Annotated in this window: 22 protein-coding genes; 15 read left to right on the forward strand and 7 right to left on the reverse strand. The window is 57.6% G+C overall.

What is annotated here, in order from left to right; genetic code table 11:
• Positions 1-342: 342 nt before the first annotated feature.
• Positions 343-972, reverse strand: coding sequence for an HAD-IIIA family hydrolase (locus BN871_RS15400; RefSeq protein WP_083436472.1), 630 nt, complete (start codon positions 970-972; stop codon positions 343-345).
• A 263-nt stretch (positions 973-1,235) separates the two neighbouring features.
• Between BN871_RS15400 and BN871_RS15405 the strand changes: the two genes are divergently transcribed.
• Genes BN871_RS15405 through BN871_RS15420 form a run of 4 tightly spaced genes read left to right on the forward strand, consistent with a single transcriptional unit; the run spans position 1,236 to position 4,290 of the window.
• Complete coding sequence (locus BN871_RS15405) at positions 1,236-2,198, forward strand: Ku protein (protein ID WP_048747113.1); 963 nt, start codon at positions 1,236-1,238, stop codon at positions 2,196-2,198.
• Between the two features lie 3 nt (positions 2,199-2,201).
• Positions 2,202-3,122 carry a hypothetical protein gene (locus BN871_RS15410; protein ID WP_048747115.1) on the forward strand — a complete coding sequence of 307 codons (921 nt, stop codon included), beginning with the start codon at positions 2,202-2,204 and terminating at the stop codon, positions 3,120-3,122.
• A complete protein-coding gene (gene ligD, locus BN871_RS15415; RefSeq protein ID WP_232313097.1) occupies positions 3,119-4,009 on the forward strand; it encodes a non-homologous end-joining DNA ligase in 891 nt (296 codons plus the stop codon). Before BN871_RS15410 ends, ligD begins: the two co-directional genes overlap by 4 nt.
• A 50-nt stretch (positions 4,010-4,059) precedes the next feature.
• On the forward strand, positions 4,060-4,290 hold the full coding sequence (locus BN871_RS15420) for a DUF2188 domain-containing protein (RefSeq protein ID WP_021879060.1): 231 nt from the start codon (positions 4,060-4,062) through the stop codon (positions 4,288-4,290).
• Between the two features lie 137 nt (positions 4,291-4,427).
• Here BN871_RS15420 and BN871_RS15425 read toward each other — a convergent pair whose 3' ends face one another.
• From BN871_RS15425 to BN871_RS15435, 3 genes are read right to left on the reverse strand one after another with little or no spacing between them, the layout of a single operon-like run.
• The gene (locus BN871_RS15425; RefSeq protein ID WP_048747118.1) at positions 4,428-5,315 is read right to left on the reverse strand and encodes a DUF4097 family beta strand repeat-containing protein; all 888 of its coding nucleotides are present in this window, start codon (positions 5,313-5,315) and stop codon (positions 4,428-4,430) included.
• A complete protein-coding gene (locus BN871_RS15430; protein ID WP_048747119.1) occupies positions 5,315-5,872 on the reverse strand; it encodes an HAAS signaling domain-containing protein in 558 nt (185 codons plus the stop codon). Before BN871_RS15430 ends, BN871_RS15425 begins: the two co-directional genes overlap by 1 nt.
• Entirely contained in the window at positions 5,869-6,189 is a 321-nt protein-coding gene (locus BN871_RS15435; protein ID WP_021879056.1) for a PadR family transcriptional regulator, read from the reverse strand. The genes BN871_RS15430 and BN871_RS15435 overlap by 4 nt, the downstream gene beginning before the upstream one ends.
• Before the next feature lie 260 nt (positions 6,190-6,449).
• Here BN871_RS15435 and BN871_RS15440 point away from each other — a divergent pair, with 260 nt between their 5' ends.
• From BN871_RS15440 to BN871_RS15485, 10 genes are all read left to right on the forward strand, one after another.
• Positions 6,450-7,841, forward strand: coding sequence for an extracellular solute-binding protein (locus BN871_RS15440; RefSeq protein WP_232313099.1), 1,392 nt, complete (start codon positions 6,450-6,452; stop codon positions 7,839-7,841).
• Positions 7,842-7,962: 121 nt separating this feature from the next.
• Positions 7,963-8,856: a carbohydrate ABC transporter permease gene (locus tag BN871_RS15445; protein WP_021879054.1), complete on the forward strand. Its 894-nt coding sequence runs from the start codon at positions 7,963-7,965 to the stop codon at positions 8,854-8,856.
• Between the two features lie 16 nt (positions 8,857-8,872).
• Positions 8,873-9,700 carry a carbohydrate ABC transporter permease gene (locus tag BN871_RS15450; protein WP_021879053.1) on the forward strand — a complete coding sequence of 276 codons (828 nt, stop codon included), beginning with the start codon at positions 8,873-8,875 and terminating at the stop codon, positions 9,698-9,700.
• Between the two features lie 256 nt (positions 9,701-9,956).
• Complete coding sequence (locus BN871_RS15455; protein ID WP_048747137.1) at positions 9,957-11,717, forward strand: sensor histidine kinase; 1,761 nt, start codon at positions 9,957-9,959, stop codon at positions 11,715-11,717.
• 3 nt (positions 11,718-11,720) lie between these two features.
• Positions 11,721-12,920, forward strand: a complete 1,200-nt coding sequence (locus BN871_RS15460) for a response regulator (protein ID WP_021879051.1) — start codon at positions 11,721-11,723, stop codon at positions 12,918-12,920.
• Positions 12,921-13,522: 602 nt separating this feature from the next.
• Positions 13,523-15,250: a peptide ABC transporter substrate-binding protein gene (locus BN871_RS15465; protein ID WP_307721804.1), complete on the forward strand. Its 1,728-nt coding sequence runs from the start codon at positions 13,523-13,525 to the stop codon at positions 15,248-15,250.
• Between the two features lie 135 nt (positions 15,251-15,385).
• Positions 15,386-16,309, forward strand: a complete 924-nt coding sequence (locus BN871_RS15470; RefSeq protein ID WP_048747123.1) for an ABC transporter permease — start codon at positions 15,386-15,388, stop codon at positions 16,307-16,309.
• A gap of 7 nt (positions 16,310-16,316) precedes the next feature.
• Positions 16,317-17,258, forward strand: coding sequence for an ABC transporter permease (locus tag BN871_RS15475; protein WP_021879047.1), 942 nt, complete (start codon positions 16,317-16,319; stop codon positions 17,256-17,258).
• A 294-nt stretch (positions 17,259-17,552) separates the two neighbouring features.
• Positions 17,553-18,530, forward strand: a complete 978-nt coding sequence (locus BN871_RS15480; protein ID WP_048747125.1) for an ABC transporter ATP-binding protein — start codon at positions 17,553-17,555, stop codon at positions 18,528-18,530.
• 14 nt (positions 18,531-18,544) lie between these two features.
• Entirely contained in the window at positions 18,545-19,516 is a 972-nt protein-coding gene (locus tag BN871_RS15485) for an ABC transporter ATP-binding protein (protein ID WP_048747126.1), read from the forward strand.
• Between the two features lie 605 nt (positions 19,517-20,121).
• On the opposite strand, the gene BN871_RS15500 is transcribed toward BN871_RS15485, so the two are convergent.
• Both BN871_RS15500 and BN871_RS15505 read right to left on the reverse strand, forming a co-directional pair.
• Positions 20,122-20,814: a PspA/IM30 family protein gene (locus BN871_RS15500; protein WP_048747128.1), complete on the reverse strand. Its 693-nt coding sequence runs from the start codon at positions 20,812-20,814 to the stop codon at positions 20,122-20,124.
• A gap of 59 nt (positions 20,815-20,873) precedes the next feature.
• A complete protein-coding gene (locus BN871_RS15505; RefSeq protein ID WP_232313100.1) occupies positions 20,874-21,107 on the reverse strand; it encodes a PspC domain-containing protein in 234 nt (77 codons plus the stop codon).
• A 230-nt stretch (positions 21,108-21,337) separates the two neighbouring features.
• On the opposite strand from BN871_RS15505, the gene BN871_RS15510 reads away from it, so the two are divergent.
• On the forward strand, positions 21,338-21,529 hold the full coding sequence (locus tag BN871_RS15510) for a hypothetical protein (RefSeq protein WP_048747132.1): 192 nt from the start codon (positions 21,338-21,340) through the stop codon (positions 21,527-21,529).
• 111 nt (positions 21,530-21,640) lie between these two features.
• Here the strand turns inward: BN871_RS15510 and BN871_RS15515 are convergent.
• Positions 21,641-23,639: ATP-dependent helicase (locus BN871_RS15515; RefSeq protein ID WP_157060305.1), on the reverse strand; the 1,999-nt coding region annotated here is incomplete at its 5' end.

Consider the following 23,639-nt stretch of genomic DNA (forward strand, 5'->3'; position numbering starts at 1 on the left):
TACGCCGCCCGCGAGCACGATATAGCGGCCGACCCGCCGCAGCGGACCTTCGACCTCGCCGCATACTTCGGAGGGACAGGCTTTGAGCAGGCCGCGGACGACGGCGTCCCGCTCGGCCTCCACGGCGGTGACGACCAGGACGTAATGCGGCGTTGGATCCAGCTTTTTGATCATGAATAGTATCTCTCCCGGGGGGCTTCTTCTCGTAGAAAAAGCCCGTTAATAGTCAAGGGCATGCAGCCCGCTGGTGAAGGGCGAGAACTCGAATGCGCATGGGCAGGAGCTCGTCCGGGTACGTGATGGACGGTTCATCTCTAACCATACTCCTATGCGGGCGTCCGTTCAAGGAAGCCCCCTCTCTTCCGCCAGTCTATGCACGATAAGCACCGCCGCCTCGAGCAGAGAGGAGACATTCCAGTCCGCCGTGAACGAAGCTCTACCATGTCTACGCGGCCTTCGTGCAGAACCGGCTCCCTCCCGGCTGCCGTCCGCCCTTCCCTTGCTCCTGTCCGCCGCACCGTTCACTCGAATTGTCCGCGTGCCGGCAGCCCGGCCGGCTGCGATATCGCTCTCGCGGTCTCCGATCATGTAGCTCTCGCTCAGCGAGAGGCGATGCCGCTTCGCCAGCTCCAGCAGCATGCCGGGCTGCGGCTTGCGGCAGGCACATCCGTAATCAGGCTTATGCGGGCAGAAGGCGATGCCGTCCAGCCGGGCCCCTTTTTTCGCCAGCAGCTCCTCCAGCCGTTTATGCACCGCCTCCAGATCCGCCAAGGACATGTAGCCGAGGCCGACGCCGCCTTGATTCGTCACCACATACACCCGGTAGCCCGCTTCCGCCAGCCCGCGGATCGCTTCGGCGGTTCCAGGCAATAGATGGACATCGTCCGGACCGTTCACCTGGCGTACACGCCCCGTATTCATCTCGTTGACGACGCCGTCCCGGTCCAGAAAGACCGCTTTCGCTGATTTCATTCCGCATCCTCCTCTTCCGAATTTCCTGCCCCGGGCATTCAGGCTATGCCCAGAGCGGAGCGTAAGCGCACCGGAGCCGTACCTTCCGAGTGGCTTTAGGCCCCTTTGCCTTGTCCGCTTCGCCCCCGCCCCGCTGCCGCCCCGCTGTCGTCCCGCTTCCTATTTCCTTATCTTACCCCGCTCCTCAGCTTCCCATCTTGATTGGCTGCTCCCGGACTGAGGGTAAAAGAGACCAGACTATCCGGCAAGGAGGCATACCGTCCATGCAAACGATCTGGAGGGGAGCGGTCGGCTTCGGCCTCGTCAACGTTCCGGTGCGGCTGTACGCAGCGACCGAGGACAATGACATCCCGATGCGGATGCTCCACAAGAAATACAACCAGCCGATCAAATACCACCGTACCTGTCCCAAATGCGAGGAGGACGTTTCCTGGAGCGACATCGTCAAAGGATACGAGTATGAGGATGGCCGCTTTGTCACCTTCGAGAAGGACGAGCTGGAGCAGCTCGCCTCGAAAACCTCGCGTGAGATCCGTATCCTCGATTTTGTGGATTTGGAGGAAATAGACCCCATCTATTTTCAGAAAACCTATTATCTTTCTCCGGAGGAAACCGGCAAGCACGCCTATCGGCTGCTCGTCGAGGCGCTGAAAAGCACCAAGAAAATCGGCGTGGCCAACGTGACGATCCGGCAGAAGAGCAGCCTTGCGGCTATCCGCGTCGTCGACGGAGTGCTTTCCCTCGTCACCATGTTTTATGAAGACGAGATCCGCGAGAAAAACCATATTCCGGGCCTGCCGGAGGAGGAGAAGATCGACCGGCGGGAGCTGGACATGGCGAAATCGCTGATCGAGCAACTGACGGGAAGCTTCGAGCCGGGGAAATACAAGGACGAGTACCGGGAGAGGCTGCTGGAGGCGATCGAGGACAAGGTGGAAGGCAAGGAGGTCAAGGTCGCCGAAGAGGAGTCGGAGCCGAATGTGCTGGACTTGATGGACGCGCTGCAAAAGAGTTTGAAGCAGCTGAAGCCCGCAGGCGGCACGGATTCCGGGAACGCGGGCAAGCCGTCCAAGCCGCGCAGGGGGGCCGCCTCCAAAGCCAGGCCGAAATCATCCAAAGCCGGATCCTCTTCCTCGAAAGCAAAGCCGTCGGAATCCAAGGGGAAGCCGGCTGCCGCCAAGCCGAAGCGCCGTTCGGGAACCCGCCCGAAAGAGACAGGGTCATAAGGGATGAAGCCTTTCGTCCCGATGTCGCCAATTTTGACGGATAGTCTGCCTGCGGGCGGCGAGTGGGCCTATCAGCTGAAGTGGGACGGCTTCCGCATCATCTCTGTCCTCCGCAGCGGGGAAGCGAGCCTATGGTCGAAGAAGATGAAGCCGAGGACCGAATCCTATCCTGATCTGGCCCATGCGCTCGAAGACCGTGCCGCCGAAGGCTTTCCGGATCTGATGCTGGACGGAGAGGCGTTTCTCCTGGATCCCCATACCGCCAAGCCCAGCTTTCAGATGATGCAGGGCCGGGACAAGCTGCGCGGCCGGGAACGGATCGAGCGGGCCTCGCGCCGCCAGCCGGTCGGTTATCTGATTTTCGATCTGCTCCAGGTGGGAAGAGAGGATCTGCGCAGCTTGCCGTTCGAGGAGCGCAGCGCCCGGCTGAAGAAGCTCTGCTCGAGCTGGCAGCCTCCCTTTTTCCTTGCGGATATGTATGAGGACGGCGAGTCGCTCTGGCGGTGGGCGGAGGAAAACGGCTGGGAGGGCGTTGTCGCCAAGCGGCGCGGCAGCCGGTATTCGGAGGGCAAGGAACACGGTGACTGGTACAAGCGGAAGACGTTTTTTCACCGCGAAGTCGATATCGTGGCTTTGCTTTATAAGGAAGGCAAGCTGTCGAGTCTGGTCATGAGCGGGCAGGGCCGGTACATGGGGCGCATCTCTTCGGGCTTGAACGAAAGAGCCAAGCGGCAGCTTTCCATGCAGAAGACGATGTCGGGGCGCCAGGGTGAATTTGGAGGCAGCCTGCCGGAAGGATTGCGGGGCACCGATATCCGCTGGCTGGCCAGCCCCATTGCGGCCGGCGTGAGCGGCCGGGAGCTGACGCAGTCGGGCCTGCTACGGCATCCCAAGCTGGAATGGCTGGAGGGGATCGTATTATGAGCCGAAGCATGCTGGAAGTGGAGGGCAACCGCATCGAGATCACCCATCCGGATAAAATGCTGTGGCCGGCGCCGGGAATCCGCAAAGCCGATTATTTGCAAAAGCTCGTCCAGCTGGCGCCGTATCTTCTCCGCTATTGCAGCGGACGCCGGCTGACGGCAATCCGGTTCCCGGATGGCGTAGGCGGCAAGTCCTTCTACCAGAAGAACGCGCCTGAACCGACGCCTGAATTCGTGGCGATCGCCGAAGTCGACGGAGTCCGCTACATCAATCTGAACTCCTTATCGACGCTGCTGTGGCTCGGCAATCTCGGCGTGCTGGAGTTTCACCCCTCCTTCGACAAAATCGGGGACGGCATGCCGGGCGAGTGGGTGCTCGACATCGACCCGTCGGAGGAAACCCGTCCCCGCCTGATGGAGGCGGGGAGCCTGATCGGCGAGGCGCTGGACGGCATGGGCATCGCCGCCGTGCCCAAAACGTCGGGAGCGACGGGCATCCAGATCGTCACCCCGCTGGCCAAGCCGTATACGTTCGGGCAGCTTCGGAGCCTGGGCTCTTTTCTGGGGCATTATTTATCCGACAAATATCCGCGGCTGTTCACGGTCGAGCGTTCGATCCGGGCGCGCCGAGGAAGGATCTATATCGACTACGTCCAGCATGCGGCGGGCAAGAGCCTCTCGGCTCCCTACACCCCGAGAGGGCGGGCGGTAGCGACCGTGAGCACGCCGCTAACTTGGGATGAGGTGAGGGGAGAAGCCGATCCGCAAGCGTTCACCCTGCTTACGATCGGGGATCGCCTGCAGCGGATGGGCGACCTGCTCGCCGCGGCGGAGCCTCAGAATCTCGACGCGGTGCTGGAATTCACAGCCAAGCGGGCCGAAGCCTGAATGCCGCTTGGCCGCTGGTTCAAGAAATTCAATCCAGGGAGGAATTTGCAATGGAAGACCAACGCAAAGGAAACGTGCATATTACGCCGGACGGGGACGAGGGATGGGCAACCCAGCGCGAAGGACGCGTGCTCAGCCGTCACGCTACGAAGGCGGAAGCCGAGGAGCGCGGCCGGGCAGAGGCGCGCCAGGCGAAGACGGAGCTGAAGATCCATACCAAGGATGGCCGAATAAGCGAATCCCACAGCTATGGCAACGACCCCTTTCCGCCGAGAGGCTGATGGGCGGGGCAGCTTGCCGAGCGTGTTTCGATTCGAGGCGTGCTTTATTTTAATTCCCTTGAAAACATGAATATAATCGCAAAAATACCGGTCCGCAGGCCTGATGGCCAGTCGGAGCCGGTTTTTTGTGGTTTGAGTCAACGCTGCTTGAGGGATATATTCCCTGACCCGGCCGAGAGGCGGACCGGGATCTCGCCGTTCCCGAACACGATCGTGTCGGTGTCGGCATCGCCCTTTTTCTCTCCGCCGCCCCAGTCGATCCGGAAGGTGCCGGACCCCGTGGAATAGCTGACGGCAGCGGATTCCGGAGCCTTTTTCGTCTGGATCGTGACGTTGCCGCTGCCGGAGCGGGCCTCGAGCGGATGCATAAGCGCGTCGAGCTCGACGCGGATGTTGCCGCTGCTGGTCTTCGCCCTGATCGCCCCCTCCACGTCAGTCAGGCGGATATTGCCGCTGCCGACGGTCGTCTCAAGCTCATTCATGCGGCTCTCTTCGATGGAGAGGTTGCCGGAACTGGTTTTGATCTTGGCTCCGTCCGCTTCGACCTCGCTTATTTCAACGTTTCCGGAGCCGTTGTCAAGCTCCAGAACGGAGGCTTTCAGCCCTTCGAAGCTGATGTCGCCGCTGCCGGAGTCCACGATGATGGAGTCGTATTGACGCTCCGGCAAGGAGATCTCCAGATTCACGTTGACGATGTTGAGGCCCATCGTGAAGCCGGTGTCGGCATCGCTTTTCAGGATGGCCGTATCGCCTTCCTTGACGAGCTCGACGCGGATTTTTTTCAGGGCTTTTCCGTTCGCCTTGCCGGTTGCGGCCGCTTCGATGACATCCGCCTTTCCTTTGACCAGGGCGACGTCCATGCTGCCGGATTCAACCTTGAGGCGGGCAATGCCGACGGCGGGGATTTCCTTGCGGATATCGACTTCCTTCAAGCCGAAGCTGAGGTCGGAACCGGCAAAGGTGAAGCCCCCGCCGACCAAGCCGGCCAGAAGCAGGATGAGCGCGAATACAACGAGATTGCGCATCAGGATTTCCTCCCTTTCATGACTCGGGTATTCAATTGAAGATACTTCAGCGTCAGCCTCATGAAGCCGCGGGTCAGCTTGTAGGTGCCGGCGCCGGCGAGCAGTCCAAGCGAGAGCAGAACCATGGCGGCGGAGATCGCCTGCGGCCCGGTCAGCGCGTCTCCGAACCAGCCTTCATAGAGGACGGGAACGACGGAGAGCACGAGAGCGGCCGATGCCGCCCAGAACCCGAACAGAACTCCAAGCAGGCCGATATACGGACCGAGGACGAAGACCAGATTGAAGAAACCGATGCCGACGGCGGCAAATACGGCTCTGGAAACGGAGGGCAGGCTGCCGCCCTTGCTTTCCGCTTCGGCTACCCGGTATCCGAGCAGCAGCTCCTTGGCGGCCAGCTTCGGATCTCCGAGCTCGGAGGCGGCTTCCTCCTCAAGGCGTCCGTGCTCGGCCGCCAACCGGAAATGCTCCTCGTAATCGTACATCCATTCCTTGCGGGTGCGCTCTGGAACCGGAGACAGCAGATTCCACAATTGCTGAAGATATTGCTCTCTGTTCATCGTTCGACACCTTCCTTGATCAATTCATCCACCGCGATCGAGAACGACCGCCATTCGCTGATGAGAGACATGAGATGGGAATGTCCCTGCGGGGTCAGCTTGTAGTACTTGCGGGGAGGCCCCTCCGTCGATTCCCGGAGATAGGTCGTGAAATAGCCTTCCTGCGTCAGGCGGTTGAGCAGCGGATAGACGCTCCCGACCGCGACCTCGAACTTTGCGGACATCGCGACGGCGAGCTCGTAACCGTACCGGTCTTCCCATGCCGCAAGTGCAAGCACGCATAGATCCAGCACACCTTTTTTGAATTGTACATTCATATGCGCTGCTCCTAACTATAATAAGGTATTCATTAATGTAGAATAGCTGGCTGTGAAGAATACCGTCCGATGGCTATACTATACCACTCACTATTATGCTTTGCAATATAGACTTGGAAATATTGGCAGATGCCCGGAGAGGTTTCCTAAAAAACGAAAACCTTGAAAAAGCAAACCTCACACCTTGAGGATGCCTCATTGTTGAAAACGATTTCTTGGCGGATAATTCGACTATAAACTTTGCAAGGGGGACACAACAGGTGGAAAACCAAGTAAAGAAAAACCACGCCATCAAAAAAACGGTCAGCGTCCTGACTATCGGCGCTCTTGCAGTCGGCCTCGCAGCCTGCGGCAGCAGCAACGACAATAACGGGGGCAATTCCGGCGGAACGAACACGGCAGCCAACACGGGATCGAGCACGAATGCCGGAGGCGCCGCGACGGATTCCGGCAAGAAAGTCACGATTACATTCCAGAACATTTATCCGGACGCGACTTCTCCGGCCAACAAGCTGCTGAAGGAGCTCGTCGCCCAATACGAATCCGAGCATCCGAACATCAAGATCGAGCTGGATTCGCTCAATACCGACCAGCAGAAGCTGAAGCTGAAAACGCAGGCCGGCAACAAAGAGATTCCGGATATCACGATTGTGAACCCGGCGGCTCAGATGAAGCCATACGTGGATGCCAAGCTCCTCGCTCCGCTCAACGATATGCTGGATCAGAACGGCCTGAAGGATACCTTCCAAAAAGGCCTGCTCGATTACTACAGCTTCGACGGCAACACGTACGCGCTTCCTGACGGCAACAATATCGAAGTCGTCTACTACAACAAGGACCTGTTCACCCAAGCCGGCATCAGCGACGTTCCGAAAACGTTCGACGAGCTGATCGCAGACGTGAAGGCGCTCAAGGCCAAAGGCATCACTCCAATCGCCATCGGCGAGAAGGACACCTGGACCGGCTCCTTCCTGTTCATGAACATCCTGCTCCGCACGAACGGCGGCCCTGGTTTCCTGCAGGACGTTCTCGACGGCAAGAAGGACTTCAACGATCCGGCGTTCACGGAAGCGGTCGACGCCTTCCAGGAGCTGGTTCAAGCCGGAGCGTTCCCTGAAGGCGCGACTTCCATCGACGCCAATGCCGGCGGCAACATCTTCAAAACCGGCAAAGCGGCCATGTTCATCATCGGTTCGTGGGAAACGGGCAACATCGACGCTTCCTCGGTAGCGGGCAAAGTCGGAGCCTTCACGTTCCCGACCGTAAACGGCAAAGGCGACCTGAACCAGTTCATGCTGGCACCGGGATCCGGCTTCGCGATCTCCGCGAACAGCAAGCATCTGCAAGAAACGAAGGACTTCCTGAACTTCTTCATGACGGAGTTCCCGAAAAAGAAATTCGAGCTTAAAGACGCTGTCGGCGTAGGCCAAGTGGTTGAAGGCGACTTCAAGGCGGCAGGCTACTCGGATCTGGCCATCAACATCCTGGATCTGTTCAAAAACGTCAGCGGCGGAGACCTCGCCTTCGACAACACGATGAACCCTGCGGTCGCGCAAGCGCATCTGAGCAGCATCCAGAACCTCTTCGTCCAGAAGGTAGACTCCAAGCAAGTGGCAAAAGAACACCAAGACGCATTCGCTGCCAACAAGTAAGCGATAGCAAGGCGCATGCCGGCGCCAGAAGCCGGATCGAGATGGGCGGCAAGGGCGGACTCCGGCATGGAGCCGCCCTTGCCCCGCTCCATGCGATAGAGAACGGAGGAGTTGAAGAACCATGAATGTGCTCAAGGTCCCCAAGCTTACGATTGCCGTGTTCGTTCTGCCTTGCTTGCTGCTGTATGTCAGCATGGTGTTCGTGCCGATCCTGTTTTCCGTCTACAACAGTACGTTCCAGTGGGACGGCCTTTCCTCGGTGAAAGAGTTCGTCGGCCTGGAAAACTATAAGAATATCCTGCTTAACGATCCTTACTTCTGGCCTGCCGTCCGGCGCACGCTCATGTACGCCGTCTTCTCCATGGTGGAGATTCCGGTCTGCCTGCTCTTCGCAATTCTGATCAACCGCTACGTCCGCAAGGGCAACACGCTCGTATCCATCTACTTCATGCCGGTCATCCTCTCGGTCGTCATCATCGGCCAGCTGTGGAAGACGATCTACAATCCGCTCGATATGGGTGGCATGATCAACGGCGTGCTGCATTTCCTGGGCATGGACTCGTCCATGAAGGCATGGCTGAGCTCGCCCAAGTTCGCGATGTACTGCCTTTATATCGTTTCGCTCTGGCAATACTTCGGCTACCATCTGCTCATCCAGTTCACCGGGGTGCAGAATATTCCGGCCGATATTTACGAGGCCGCCCGGATCGACGGCGCCGAAGGCTTCAAGGCCGACCGTTACATCACGCTTCCGCTGATCGTGCCGGTGTTCAAGATTTCCATCGTGCTGGCCTTCATCGGTTCGCTCCAGGCTTTCGACCTCATCATGGTCATGACGGGCGGAGGTCCGGCCCATGCGACGGATGTCATCTCCACGCTCATGTACAACAATACGTTTATGTCCAATAAATACGGTTACGGCAGCGCGCTGGCCATCGTTCTGGTCATCATCTGCCTGGTGTTCACGGTTCTCATCAACACGATTTTCAAACGCGTAGAGAATAAGGTAAGCTAAGGGAGGAAAAACATCCATGTCCGCTATCAAGAAATGGATCGTCTATCTTCTCCTGGCGATCCTTGTCGTAACCCAGCTGTACCCGCTGCTCTGGCTCGTCCTGTACTCGTTCAAGACCAACGAGGAGATTTTGGGAGGCAGCTTCTTCGCCCTTCCTCAAAATCCCCGCTTCGCGAACTACACGGAAGCGTTCGAGGCAGGCAATTATCTTCGCTATCTTGCGAACAGCGTCATCGTCACGGTCGTCACGATGGTATGCGTCATCGTGCTGGCCAGCATGGTCGCCTACGCAATATCCCGGTTCCGCTGGAAGCTGGCGCCGGTCGCGCTCATCATCTTCATGCTGGGCCTGATGATCCCGATGCAGGCGACCTTGCTGCCGCTGATGACGATCTTCAAGGGCATTCCGTTCCTGAAAAACACGCTCGGCATGCTTATTTTGCCTTATATCGCCTTCCAGACTCCGGTAGCGGTTTTCATCCTGAGCGGATTCATGAAAGGCATTCCGCATGAGATCGAGGAATCGGCATTCATGGACGGAGCGAGCGTCTACCGGATCTTCCGCAGCATCATCCTGCCGATCTCCGTTCCTCCGATCATGACGGTGTGTATCCTTACCTTCATTAATATCTGGAACGAATACATCCTGGCGGCGACGTTCATCTCCAAGGAAAGCCTCAAGACGCTTCCCTTCGGCGTCAACAGCTTCGTCAGCCAATATGCCGTCAACTACGGCAATATCGGAGCGTTCCTCGTCATGGGCGCGATTCCGGTTATCCTGATCTACTTCATCCTGTCCGAGCGAATTACGAAGGGCATGGTGGCAGGCGCGGTCAAAGGGTAAAGGCTAGCTGCGCGGCTTCGGCCGAAAGCTGCTGCGCATCGACAGCAACAGCATCTGCGCATCGACGGCGAAGCCCCGCAGAGCACGGCTGAACGAAATAGATAAAAGCCGCCTGGTAAGCGGCGCGACAACCCCGTCCGTGAAACCGCTCACGGACGGGGATTTGTCATTAAAAAACGGGAAGGGGTCATGCAGCTTGAAGCGGCGAGGAAGCAACTCATTTCAAACCTGGCTGTTCATCGTGCTGCTCAGCTGCATGACAGGCATGGTGATCATCGTCAGCCTGCTGTTCTACAACCGGACGACAGAGCAGCTGAGGGCAAAGATCCACGATCTCTCCAGCAAAAACGTCGCCCAGACAATCGGCCTGTTCGATCTGGTCGACAAAGGCTTCGACAGCCTGTCCAAGTCGATCAGCAACAACTTTGATCTCGTCCGCCTGCTGACCAGCCATCCGACCGAGCCTCAAGAGCAGTTCGCGAATGAGAGGGCGATCACGAACATTATCGGAACGAACTTCTTTTCCCGCGACGACCTGATCGGCATCCATGTCATGACGAACCAAAAGCGCATCTACAACTATGGGAACTACATCAACGAGGTCAAGCCGGGCTACGACAAGACCGGCTGGTACAAAAGCATCGTCGACGAAGGCGGGAAAATCGTCTGGCTGGGCCTATTTCCAACATCCGTCATCGATGAGAACGAAACCCGTCCGGTCCTGGCCTTCGGGCGTCAGCTGTATGATCTCGATGTGCACAAGCCGATTGGAGTCGTTCTCTACGAAACAAGCCCGGCCCCGATATTGAAGGCGCTTGAAAATCTCAAGCTCAGCTCCAACAGCAAGGTCTATCTGCTCGATGAGCGCGGCAGTCTCGTCAGCGCTACCGACGGCTCGGAGGACCTGCCGGCATTCGCCGATGTCCGCCGCCCGGATAACGTCGGAGAGACCGAGGTATACAGCCGGGACGGCCGGCTCATCGTCACGTCGCGCCTTCCGTTCGCAGACTGGACAGCCATCACGGTCACGCCGGAAAAGGATTTGAACGTCGAGCTGGTCGAGATGCGCCGGTACTTGTTTATCGTTGGGCTTATCCTCATTCTTGTCTCCATCGTCGTAGCGACGATACTGTCCAACACGATTTCTTCGCCGCTCAAGCGGGTCATCCGCGAGATGAAAAAGGTCGAGCTCGGCAATTTCCAAGGGCAGGTTCAGGTCCGGAGCTACCGGGAAATCAATTCGCTGGCCGGCTCCTTCAATGAAATGGTGCGGCAGATCGATCAGCTCGTCGAGCGGGTGAAGATCAGCTCGATGAGCGAGAAGAACGCGGAGCTGCTGGCGCTTCAGTCCCAGGTCAATCCCCATTTCCTGTACAATACGCTGGACATGATCTATTGGATGCTCGACGAAAAGGAAGAGGATCATCTCGGCGAGGTCGTTCTGTCCCTCTCCCGCATGTTCCGCTACAGCAGCCATTGGGAGCAGGGGGCGCTGGTGACGCTGGCCGAGGAGCTGGAGCAGATCCGCGATTATCTGACGATCATTACGATCCGGCTCGAAGGCAGAGTCTCGGTGATCATGGAAGTTCCGCCCGAATATCTTTCGGTTCCGCTGCCGAAAATGACGCTGCAGCCGATTATCGAGAATGCCGTCAAGCATGGACTTGAGCCGCTTGGCGGCGAAGGATGCCTGGTCATCACCGCCGGCAGCCAGGGGTCGCGGCTGACGATTACGGTGAAGGATAACGGAGTCGGGATGGATGCGGCCGCGCTGGCCATGCTCAGAGCCTCTCTGGACAGCGAGATCAATGCGCCGGGAAGCGTCTTGGAGCCGGGGATCAAGCGCAAGGGCGGCATTGGCCTTCCCAACGTGCACCGCCGCCTCATCCACACATTCGGACCGGAATATGGACTGCGCCTGAGCAGCGAGAGAGACGAGGGAACGACGGCATCCATCACGCTCCCGCTTCCGCCGCGCCAGACGCCGGTTATTCCGCTACCCAAGAAGGAGGAGTGACTCATGCATATTCTGGTCGCCGACGATGAAAGCATCATCCGGACAGGGGTGAGACGGACGCTGGAGCAGGCACGGCCCGGATATACGATCCACTTGGCGGATTCCGCCGATCAAGCGGCGAAGCTGCTTACGGAGCATCCGATCGATATCGTGCTGACGGACATCCTCATGCCCGGCATGAACGGTCTGGAGTTCATGCAGCTGTCGAGAGCGAAGCATCCCGGAATCAAATGGGTCGTCATATCGGCTCATTCGGAATTTTCCTATGCGCAGAAGGCGGTGCAGCTGGGGGCCAAGGACTATCTGTTGAAGCCGATCGGTAAAAAGCGGCTCGTCGAGCTTCTGGAAGAGCTGGAGGCGGAGCTTGGCCGGGAGCGGTCGGAGGTCAAGCAAAGCGAGCTGCTGAGGACGAATTTGAAATACTTGCGGGAAGGCATGTTCCAAAGGCTGGCTGCAGGCCATGATATCCGAAACCTGGACATCGGGCCGCTCATGGACCGGTATCCGGAATTTTATCTCGTCGTCGTCCGTTTGGAGGCGGGCAGCCGCGATGCGGGGCTGGAGCATTTCATCGTGGACAATGTGTTCTCCGAGCTCATCGGCCGTTACGGCGAAGGCTTCGTCGTCAGCTACGACCGGCTGACGCTGATCGGGCTCGCTTCCGTAGAGACCGAGGACGCGTTTGCCCAGCTGATCGCTTCGCTGCGGGGATATTTGGGCCATTATCTGAAGCTTCCTTTCCGAATAGCAAGCAGCGGCGTCATGAAGGAGATCCGTTCCGTCCCGGACACGATCATGAAGCTTGCCCGCCAGGCATCGCATGCCGCGGCCGGACAGGAGGAGGCGGTCCGGATCAAGGGAGGCAGCGACAACAAGGCGATTGAAGTCGCGCTCCAGTATATTGAGGCGCATTATAAGGAAGAAACTCTATCGCTCGAGAGGATCGCTTCCGTCGTTTACCTCAATCCGGTCTACTTCAGCCAGCTGTTCAAGCAGAAGACCGGGCAGGGCTTCAAGGACTACATCATCGGGCTGAGGCTGGAGGAAGCCAAGCTGCTGCTGCGGGAATCGGATCTGAAGCTCGCGGATATCGCGGAGCGGATCGGATATCAGGACATGCGCCATTTCACGCAAGTATTCCGCAAGAGATTCATGCAGACGCCGACGGAATATCGGACCCGCAAGAAAATGGAACAGCGGTAACTGTCCATAGCTGACATGGACGTGGCACCTAATTAGGCTTCCCGCCTCTTCAAGAGGGCCGGGATGCCTATTTATGTAAAAGGCGATTCGGGATCTGGAAGGAAGTGTGGGAAACGGCAATCCTTCCAGGGAACCATGTATATAGAAGGGAAGTCAGGTGAGAATAGGACAGTGGCGGGATTGGAAACAGCCGGCGGGTTCTATCGGGGCTTTTGCCGGCTGGTCGGGGAGAGGTCGTTTGCCGGTTGTAGAAGACCGGAACAGCTCGGGGAATTTATAAATAAAGATGAGAATCCATAAATAAAAATTCATCTTGATTTGCTTAGAGATTGTAAAGAATAGGGCAAGTTTTCCGATAAATCATTTCATCCGTTGCGGCTCCTATGAATAATACTTTATCAAATAATTGCGTTAATTGAATGAAGCGTCAGTGTGATGAAATTAACATTGAATAATTATAAGTGTAAAAAATTGAGAATTCTCCTTGAGGCGCGAATAAATTTATCGGCCGAAAGAAAATAATGCAAGTTGTTATTCTTACTATGTAATAGTATAATTCATTTATGCTATTCAACCATTAATGTGAGGGGCGTGTAAGGTTAGTGTACAAAAAGACAGGATTGACACTGGCAGCACTGATGATCGCAGGCAGCGTGCTTGCAGCATGCGGCGACGGCAACAATAACAGCAACTCCGGCAATACCGGCAACACCGGCGGAGATGCGGCCGGCAACACGGCAACGAACACCGCCGAAAATACCGGCGGCGAAGCAGCCGGCAACCTGGCCGCAGATCAAGTCTTCCGCATGAACCTCACTTCCGAGCCTCCTACTTTGGACCCGGCTCTGATGCAGGACAACGTGTCCGGCACGGTTGCAAACGGCCTGTTCGAAGGTCTGACGAAAGCCGATAAGAACGGCGAGATCGTTGGAGGCATGGCCGAGAAATGGGATGTTTCCGAAGACGGCAAAACGTACACGTTCCACATTCGCCAAGGCTCCAAATGGTCCTCCGGCAACCCGGTCACGGCTCATGACTTCGAGTTCTCCTGGAAACGCACGCTGGATCCGAAAGCGGCTACACCAGCTCCTTACGCTTACCAGCTTTACTACCTGGCCGGCGCTGAAGAGTACAACACGGGCAAAGGCAGCGTAGATGCCGTTGGCGTCAAGGCGATCGACGACAGCACGCTGGAAGTCAAGCTGAAAAACCCGACGACTTACTTCCTCAGCCTGCAGACGTTCTACACATACTTCCCTGTAGACAAAGTCGCAGCCGAGAAGGATCCGAACTGGGCCAACGAAGCGGCAACGTTCTCCAGCAACGGACCGTTCAAGCTCGCTGCCTGGAAGCACAACGATTCCGTTGAGCTCACTCCGAACGACGGCTACTACGGCAAAGCCGACGTGAAGCTGCAAAAAGTCCAGTTCTCCATGATCGCAGACTCCAACACCGAGTTCAACAGCTTCAATACGGGCAAGCTGGACTGGGCAGGAGCGCCGACCGGCACGATTCCGCTGCCGCAACTGGCCAAGCTGCGCAAAGAGAACAGCGACAAGCTGCAAATCAAAGACACGGCGAACACGTACTTCTATATCTTCAACCAGTCGAAGAAGCCGTTCAACAACGCCAAGGTCCGCAAAGCCCTCTCGATGGCGATCGACCGCCAGCTGCTGATCGACCGCGTCGTATCCGGCGGCCAAAAACCGGCCTTCGGCTTCGTACCGCCAAGCATCACGGGCGAATCGAAGAGCTTCCGCGAGGAAACGCAGGATGCTTACTTCAAGGAAGACGTCGCTCAAGCGAAAACGCTGCTTGCCGAAGGTCTGAAAGAAGAAGGCATGGCTTCCTTCCCTGCGACGACGCTGCTCTTCAACACCTCCGATGCGCATAAGCAAATCGCTGAAGCTGTAGTCGACATGTGGAAAACGAACCTCGGCATCGAAGTGAAGCCGGAAGTCCAAGAGTGGAAAGTCTTCCTGAAAAACCGTACCGCTCTTAACTACGACATCGCCCGCGCAGGCTGGGGCGCCGACTACAACGATGCCATGACGTTCCTCGACCTGTACGTAACGGGCGGCGGCAACAACGACATCGGCCACAAAAACCCAGAATACGACAAGCTGATCAAGGACGCTTATGCTTCCCCGGTTCAAGCGGATCGCGTGAAAATGATGGCGCAAGCCGAAAAAATCCTCATCGAGGACGAAATGGCTGTAATGCCGATCTACTACTACACGAGCTCCGAACTGGTTAATCCAAAAGTCAAAGACGTTATCATGGATTATGCCGGCAACATCAACTACAACAACGGTTACTTTGAGAAATAAGCCATACCGCTGAACAGCTGACAGAGAGAAGAAGGGATCGCGGCTGGAGCCGCCGTCCGGTGCTGGACACCGGACCGTCTCCGGCCGTCCCTTCTTTCTTTGCGGTTGGGCTGGGTAACGAAAAGAGGTGCTGGAATGTTTCGATTCATCGTTCGGAGGCTCATCAATATCGTCATCTCGCTCGTCGTGCTAGCGTCAGCGACGTTTTTCCTGATGAAAGCCGTTCCGGGCAACCCTTTCCTTAACGAAAAAAACTCGCAGGCCACCATTGATGCGATGATGAAATATTACGGTCTGGACAAGCCGTTGTGGCAGCAATACCTGACTTATATGAAAAACCTGTTCCAAGGTGAATTGGGCGAGTCGCTAAAGACGCCGGGGCGTTTTGTTACCGACATCATTTCCCAATCGTTCGGCAACTCCCTCAAGCTCGGCCTTGTCGCCGTTGTCGTCTCTGTCATCGTAGGCGTGGCGCTCGGCATGATCGCCGCGATGTACAACCGCAAGCTGATCGACAAGATTGCCGTGTTTGTCGCCATTCTCGGCATTTCCATTCCGAACTTCGTCGTCGGTTCCGTCATGCAGTATCTGCTTGGCGTCAAAGTCACCTGGTTCAACGTCGCCGGACTTGCAGGACCGATGGATTACGTATTGCCTACGATCGCGCTCTCCGCGCTGCCGATCGCTTTCATCACCCGCTTGACACGCTCTTCCATGCTTGAAGTGCTGACCGCAGATTACATCCGTACAGCCAAGGCCAAGGGGCTGTCTCCTATGCGCATTGTGCTGCGCCACGGATTGCGCAATGCGATCCTGCCGGTCGTCACCTATCTCGGCCCGATGAGCGCCAACGTCATCACCGGCTCCGTCGTCGTCGAGAAAATCTATGCCATCGCAGGCTTGGGCAAATTCTTCACGGACAGCATCGCGAACCGCGATTATCCGCTGATTATGGGCATCACGCTGTTTTACGCGGTCATTCTCATGGTGGCAAGGTTCCTGGCCGATATCGGCTACGCGCTGGTGGATCCGCGCATGAAGAAGAGCAAAGGAGGCTGATTCCAACATGGACAACACAACTGACCAACGCCGGCCTTTGCCGGATCCGAAAAAGTTCATTCCGCTGAAGAAGCGGGAGAACATCCAGCAGCAGATGGCGCCAAGCTACACGACCTGGAAGCTCGCGATGATGAAGCTGACTTCCAACAAGTTCGCCATGGCTGGCGGCGTCGTTCTGATTCTGCTCATTCTGATGGCCATCTTCGGCCCGATGATGACCAAATACGACTTCCGCACGACAAGCCTGCTCAATTCTTTCCTGCCTCCCGGAGCCGATCATTACTTCGGCACCGACGACCTCGGACGCGATATCTTCGCGCGGAGCTGGAAAGGCGCGCAAATCTCTCTGACCGTGGGCATCATCGCCGCGCTTGCCGATGTCATTCTCGGCATCATCATCGGCGGCATCATGGGCTTCTTCGGCGGCAAAGTCGATGAAGTGCTCAACAAGATCACCGAAATCCTTTATTCGATTCCTTACCTGCTCGTCGTTATCCTGCTCGGCGTCGTGCTGGGACAAGGCATGCTCACCATCATCATCGCCCTTAGTGCGACAGGATGGATCAACATGGCCTGGATCGTGCGAGGCCAGATCAAGCAGCTCAAAAATCAGGAATACGTCCTGGCGGCTCAAGCTGTCGGCTCCGGCGGATTCCGCATCCTTTTCAAGCATCTGATTCCGAATACGATGGGCCCTATCATCGTCACGATGACGCTGACCGTTCCGAGCGCGATTTTCGCCGAAGCTTTCCTGAGCTTCCTCGGTCTAGGCGTGCAATCCCCGGCGGCATCATGGGGAACGATGATCAACGATTCGATCGTAAGTTATCAGCTGTACCCTTGGACGCTTCTGTTCCCGGCCGGACTTCTCTGTATCGCCATGCTGGCTTTCAACATTTTCGGCGATGGCCTGCGCGATGCATTCGATCCGAAAACCAAGGTGGAATAGGAAGACCCGACTATCGAAAGCTCTGTCTCCGCTGCTGCTGAGACGGGCAGCCGGATGACTTCTATACCCCGACAAGATGAAGTTGAATGCTTGCTGTTCGGCGCAGCAGGCGGAATGTCCCCGGAAAAGCGACAGCGCTCGCCTTTGAAGACCGGATTCCAATCCTGTAAGGGGATGGACAATGAAGGAATCCGGGCTTCAACAGCGATTGAAAGGGACATCCGACCTGCGAAGCGCATCGATAGCGACGTTCAACTTACTAGCTACCACCGACATGAGGAAGGTGAAACTCTTATGGAACCGATTCTTACAGTCGACGGCCTGCGCGTCTCTTTCCGTGTACGCGGCGGCGAAGTGCAGGCCGTACGCGGCGTCTCCTTCTCGATGGACAAAGGAGAGGCGCTGGCAATCGTCGGCGAGTCCGGATCCGGCAAGAGCGTCACGGCCCAATCCATTATGCGTCTGATTCCTACGCCTCCGGGCGTTTTCAAGGACGGCTCGATCGTTTTCGAAGGCAGCGACCTGCTGAAGAAGACCGAGAAGCAAATGGAATCCGTACGCGGCCGCGATATCGGCATGATATTCCAGGATCCCATGACATCGCTCAATCCGACGATGACCATCGGCGGACAGATTATTGAAGTGCTGGTCCGCCATCAGAATATGTCCCGCGGCGACGCCGAGAAGCGCGCCGTCGAAATGCTGCGGATCGTCGGCATTCCGAATCCGGAAGCCCGCGTCAAGCAGTATCCGCATGAATTCTCCGGCGGCATGCGCCAGCGCGCGATGATTGCCATCGCGCTGAGCTGCGACCCTACGCTGCTCATCGCCGATGAGCCGACGACCGCTCTCGACGTCACGATTCAGGCTCAGATCCTTCAGGTCATGAAGGACATGCAGGAGAAGCTCGGCACGTCGATCATTCTTATCACCCATGACCTTGGCATCGTTGCCGACATGTGTGATAAAGTTATTGTTATGTATGCCGGACAGGTCGTGGAGCGAGGCAACAAGTTCGAAATCTTTAAAAACCCTCAGCATCCTTACACCCAAGGTCTTCTGAAGTCCTTGCCGCGCATGGATCAGAGAAAAGACGAGCCGCTGATCCCGATTGAAGGCACGCCTCCGGATATGGCCAACCCGCCTCACGGCTGTCCGTTCGCGGCCCGCTGCCCGCACGCGATGGAAGTATGCGTCGAAGTCGATCCGTATATGTTCACGCACAGCCCGACCCATGAATCCAAGTGCTGGCTTCACGCCAAGCCGGAGTAAGGAGGACGAACAGTATGAGCAACAGCAATCATGCGATGCTGGATGTAAACGACCTCAGCAAGTTCTTCGATGTCGGCAAGAACAAAACGCTGAAAGCCGTGAACGGACTGAATTTGTCCATCCGCAAGGGCGAAACGCTCGGCATGGTCGGCGAATCCGGCTGCGGCAAGTCGACGGCCGGACGCACGATCATGCGTCTGTACGAGCCGACCTCCGGATCGGTTAATTTCAACGGCGAGAACATCTACTCGATGAAGGGCGCCAAGCTCAAGGCTCTGCGCCGCGAGATGCAGATGGTGTTCCAGGATCCTTACGCCTCCCTCAACCCGCGCTGGACGGTCGAGAACATCATCGCCGAGCCGCTGGATGTGCATGGCCTGACGCCGAGCAAAAAAGAGCGCAAGCTGGCCGTCGAGAGGCTTCTCGACAAGGTCGGCCTGAATCCGTCCCATCTGACACGTTACCCGCATGAATTCTCCGGCGGCCAACGCCAGCGGATCGGCATCGCCCGCTCGCTCGCGGTGGATCCGAAGTTCATCGTGGCGGACGAGCCGATCTCGGCGCTCGACGTGTCCATCCAGGCTCAGGTCGTCAACCTTCTGCAAAACCTGCAGAAGACGGAGGGCCTGACCTATCTGTTCATCGCGCATGACCTGGCGATGGTCAAGCATATCAGCGACCGGATCGCGGTTATGTATCTCGGCAAGCTGGTGGAGATCGCGGAGAGCGACGATCTGTACGCCGACCCGCGCCATCCGTACACCCAGGCGCTGCTGTCGTCCATTCCGGTACCGGATCCGGACTTCGAGGCGACCAAGGAGCGCATCGTGCTTCGCGGCGATCTGCCGAGCCCGATCAGCCCTCCGAGCGGCTGCCCTTTCCGTACACGCTGCCCGGCAGCTACAGAGCGCTGCGCGGCCGAAGTGCCGGAGCTGCGCCAAGTCGGCCCGAACCCTGGCCATCTGGCTGCCTGCCATTATGCTTAATGTTTTTTGATCGAGAACGAACCTCTGGTATCCTTTATGGACGCCGGAGGTTTTTTTATCGTTTGATTCGAAGAGCGAATACGGAATGTATGGGATTCAATCGCTTGCGGGAGGGAGTTCCCATGTGTTCGGATCGGTTGAATTCGGTTCCTTTATTCGGCAGCAGAGGAGGCAAGCCCCGACTGGAGCGTTTGTGGAATTCCCTGATTTCGATTTCAAAGAGGTGGATCTGTTCGTAGGTCATCAATGCTCTCTCCTTTGATAGGAATGATAGGGTGGTCGTTCCGGCTCTGTACTTCCTTATCTTAGGAGCTTGGAGTGACAACAGTCTGTCAGCAATGGAAACCGACAGGAACAAATGTTCCAATCAGGGGAGGCTTAATCAAGTAGGGCTTGAGAATCTGCGGGGATATTTTGCAGGAAACGTTCCGCTTGAGAAGAAGCCCTTGGCATTCAAGGAGTTCATGGGCATTGAAAAAAGTCCATAGGCATCATAAGATTCGGCGGGCATGCAAAAAGAGCCCCCGGCCGGTAAAAGGAGCCGTAAGAATACAAGAAAAGCCCTTCGGCAGAAGTCCGCTCGAAGGGCTCAAGGTTAATGTTCGTTATTCGCTTTTCATCTTGCGGCGGAGTTCGGCGAGCTGCTCGTCAATGACGGAGGCGCGGCCGGAATCCGGGGCTGGCGCAGACGGCTCATAGGAAGAAGCTGCTGTGCCGGAGCCGGGCTTGTAGTCTCTGGAGAGGCCGAGCTGAGCTTCCCATTGAAGAATTTTCTCCTCGATCCGGTCGAATCCGCGTGAAGCGATTCCCGGCTCGAAGCCATGAGAGAAGCTCGGCGCCTTGCGCTCTGCGGCAGCTTCCGCTTTTTGCAGGCGCTCGCTCAGATCGGAACGTTTCTGGACAAGGCGGGCGAGCTCTTCCTGGGCGCCTTCGAGGCGGATATCGAGCTCGGCAGAAGCATGCTTGGCTTGATCGTACAAGCGGCCGTATTCAGCCGCCTGCTCCGAATAACGGAGTTTGGTTTCGAGGGCAAGGCGCGCTTCCGACTCGCGGCCTTCGGCCAATGCCTCTTCGGCTTTGAGCTGGTTGTGCTGCGACAGCTGCTCGCATTCATCGAGGCGCTGCTTGTAAGCGCGGGAGGAGGATTGCTGGCGGCTGAGCTCGCTTTTCATGCCGTCGATTTCCTCTTCCATATTGCGGATATACTGATTCATCATCAAAACGGGATTTTCAAGCTTGCTGATGACTTCGTTGGCGGTAGCTTTGGTCAGGTTCATGATCCGGTCGAATACGCTCATGGGATGCACTCCTTTATATTGGGTATGGCGGGCTTTATTCGTGCGGCAGTCGTCTCGGCTTAGCGGTAGGTGTAGGAATCCGGGGGAGGCGGTGCCGCGAAGCCGGACTCCTTGGGAAGGATGACAGCGGCGGCGGCATAGATCAGGAGGGCCGTACCGCAGCTGAATACGGCTGCGGCGATGAAGCCGATCCGGAGCAATCCGGGATCAATGCCGTATGTGCGGCCGATTCCTCCGCATACCCCCGCAAGCTTGCGATCTGTGCGCGAACGATACAAGGTTCTCATACTCATGCATTCTCCTCTTGGCGCGGCGCCCTGCGGCGCTGCTTGATGTCCTTATTGTACCTCCTTGCCGGAAACGGCGACACGGACTCCCGAATGTAATTGCACCTGGACCCGAGACCGGGCTTGCCTCCGCCCCCGGCATGTGAGCGCCGCCTAGTGGATGTGCGATGAATGAAATGGCCGGCGGCTTCACAAGCTAACATCGCTTCACATTTCGATATCCGGGAGGTCCACTCATGGGCAAGAACAAAGCATCCAAAGCAGAGGTCCAATCCACGAAGCTGAACACTTTTGCTGAAAATGACACCGAGTTTTCCAATGAGCTCACTTCGGATGCCAAAGCGGCTTTCAGCGGCAAAGCGACCAAAGCAAACCGTAAAAAAAAGCTAATCAAAAATCCCCCGCTGGATGCGGGGGACTGTACATAGAACGAGTCGGCCGGTAAGGCGGCAAATCCGGAAAAGCGGCTTGAATGCTTTTACCGCCGCAGCCTGGAAAGCTAGTTCAAGAGTGTTTGCGGCTGAACCAGCTTGTGAAGCCTACTTGCTTTTAAACGCTTTGGCAGCGGCTGCCCGGGAAGCCAGCACCCCGGCCGCGGCTGGCTTCTCCGCAGCCCGCGCAGCAGGCTTGGATGCGGCTGAAGGGACTTGCTTCTCCACCGCGCCCGAAGGCTGGCCGGAGGAAACCGGAGAAGACTGGAAGGCAGCCAGCAAAAACCGGGAGACGTCGATTTTGCGGCCGCGGTAGGTGGCGGGAGAGCTGACCAGCAGCTCTTCCTTGGCCCGCGTGATCGCCACGTAAGCAAGCCGGCGCTCTTCCTCAAGCGCGGCTTCCTTGCGGGCTGCCGGATCGGAATCGGCGCCGCCGGCCAGCTTGTCCGCCTCCAGCGCAAGGCTGTGCGGCAGGATGCCTTCCGAAGCCCCGATGATGGCGACGGCGGGGAATTCAAGGCCCTTCGATTTGTGGATCGTCATGAGCTTGACGGCATCCTTGGCCGCATCGGGCGGCAAGGACTTCATCTGCGCATGGCGCTCCGCCATTTTCGAGACGAAGGTAAGGAATGACGGGACGTCGGCAAATCGCGCGGCGGAGGACTCCAGCTCGTCCAGCGATTCGCGAAGCGTCTCCTTATGCGCTGTCGCCCCCGCTGCGATTGAGCCTGCGGAAGAGGCTCCAGCCTGCTCCGCATCGAGGTAGGCGTCGTAGAACTCCTTGCGCATGCGCCGCACGGCATCGGCCGGCTTGAGCGCCTTGAGTCCTTTGACGAACGTAATGCGGGCTTGGATCTGCTCCTTCTGGAAATCCTTAAGCCCTTCCATCGTGAGCAGATGGATGAGCGGGCCTTTCTTGGGACGGGGATCGTCCTTGGCCCGGATGTGGGCCATGCCCTTATGCCGGTTGACATACATGGAAGGCAGGACGCCTTCCATAGCGGTGAAATCGCGCCGCTTGACCGACAGCCTCATATAGTCCACGAGCGGCTTGACGGCGGACTGGTCGTAGAACAGGTCCCCGGTATCCTGGATCTGGAACGGGATCTCCGAGAGGACGAGCTGCTCGAACATGGCGCGGCTGTTGCTTGCGGTACGGTACAGGATGGCGAAATCGCCATAGGCCCGTGCGCCTTCCTCTACCCGTTCCCGGATATGGGCGGTCACGGCGAGCGCTTCCTGATCGGTCGTGAAAGGACGGATGTACAGCGGCACGTCCCGGCTTGTGGCCACGGCCTTCAGCGTCTTCGGAAAGCGGGCCTTGTTATGCTTGATCACTTCGTTGCCGAGGCCGACGATGCTGGCCGTGGAGCGGTAATTGGTGTCCAGCGTAATCATTTTGGCCTGGGGAAAAGCATCCTTGAAGCCGAGAATATATTCGCTGCGCGCTCCGTTGAAGCCGTAAATGGTCTGGTCGTCGTCGCCGACGGCCATCAGATTGCCGTGGCCGCCGGCGAGCATGCGGATGAGCTCGTACTGCAGCAGGCTCGTATCCTGGAACTCGTCGATCATGATATAGCGGAAGCGCCGCTGAAGCGTCGCGAGCAGCCCGGGCTGCTCCCTTAGAAGTCGATGGGACCAGAGCAGGATGTCGTCGAAATCCATCCGCTGCTCGCGTTCCTTCCACTCCTCGAAGCGAAGCAGCAGCCGCTTGAGCTCCCGGTCCGCCTGCGTCCTGTCCGGCAGCTCCTCGAGCGGAACGAGGCTCAGCTTGGCTTCGGACAGAGCGGCGAGCGCAGTCTCCGGCTCGATCCGGTCGCCGAGGCCGAGCTCGCGGATCATGCCCTTGAGCACGATCATCGGATAGGGTCCGCTGCCGAGTATCTCCTGGCGGTAACCGCGGCTGCGGAGGAGCTGCAGGAAGAAGGAGTGGAACGTGCGGGCCGTCACTTGGGAGGCCGCGCCGGGCGGCATGCCGGGCAGAGCGGCGATGCGCTCCTTCATCTCGGCCGCGGCCTTGACCGAGAAGGTGACGAGCAGGATCGAGCGCGGGTCGGCGCCGCGCACGGCGACCAGATAGCCGGTTCTGCCGGCGAGCACGCTCGTC

The organism is Paenibacillus sp. P22, from assembly GCF_000469945.2.
In the GTDB taxonomy this organism is placed as follows: Bacteria; Bacillota; Bacilli; order Paenibacillales; family Paenibacillaceae; genus Paenibacillus_O; species Paenibacillus_O humicus.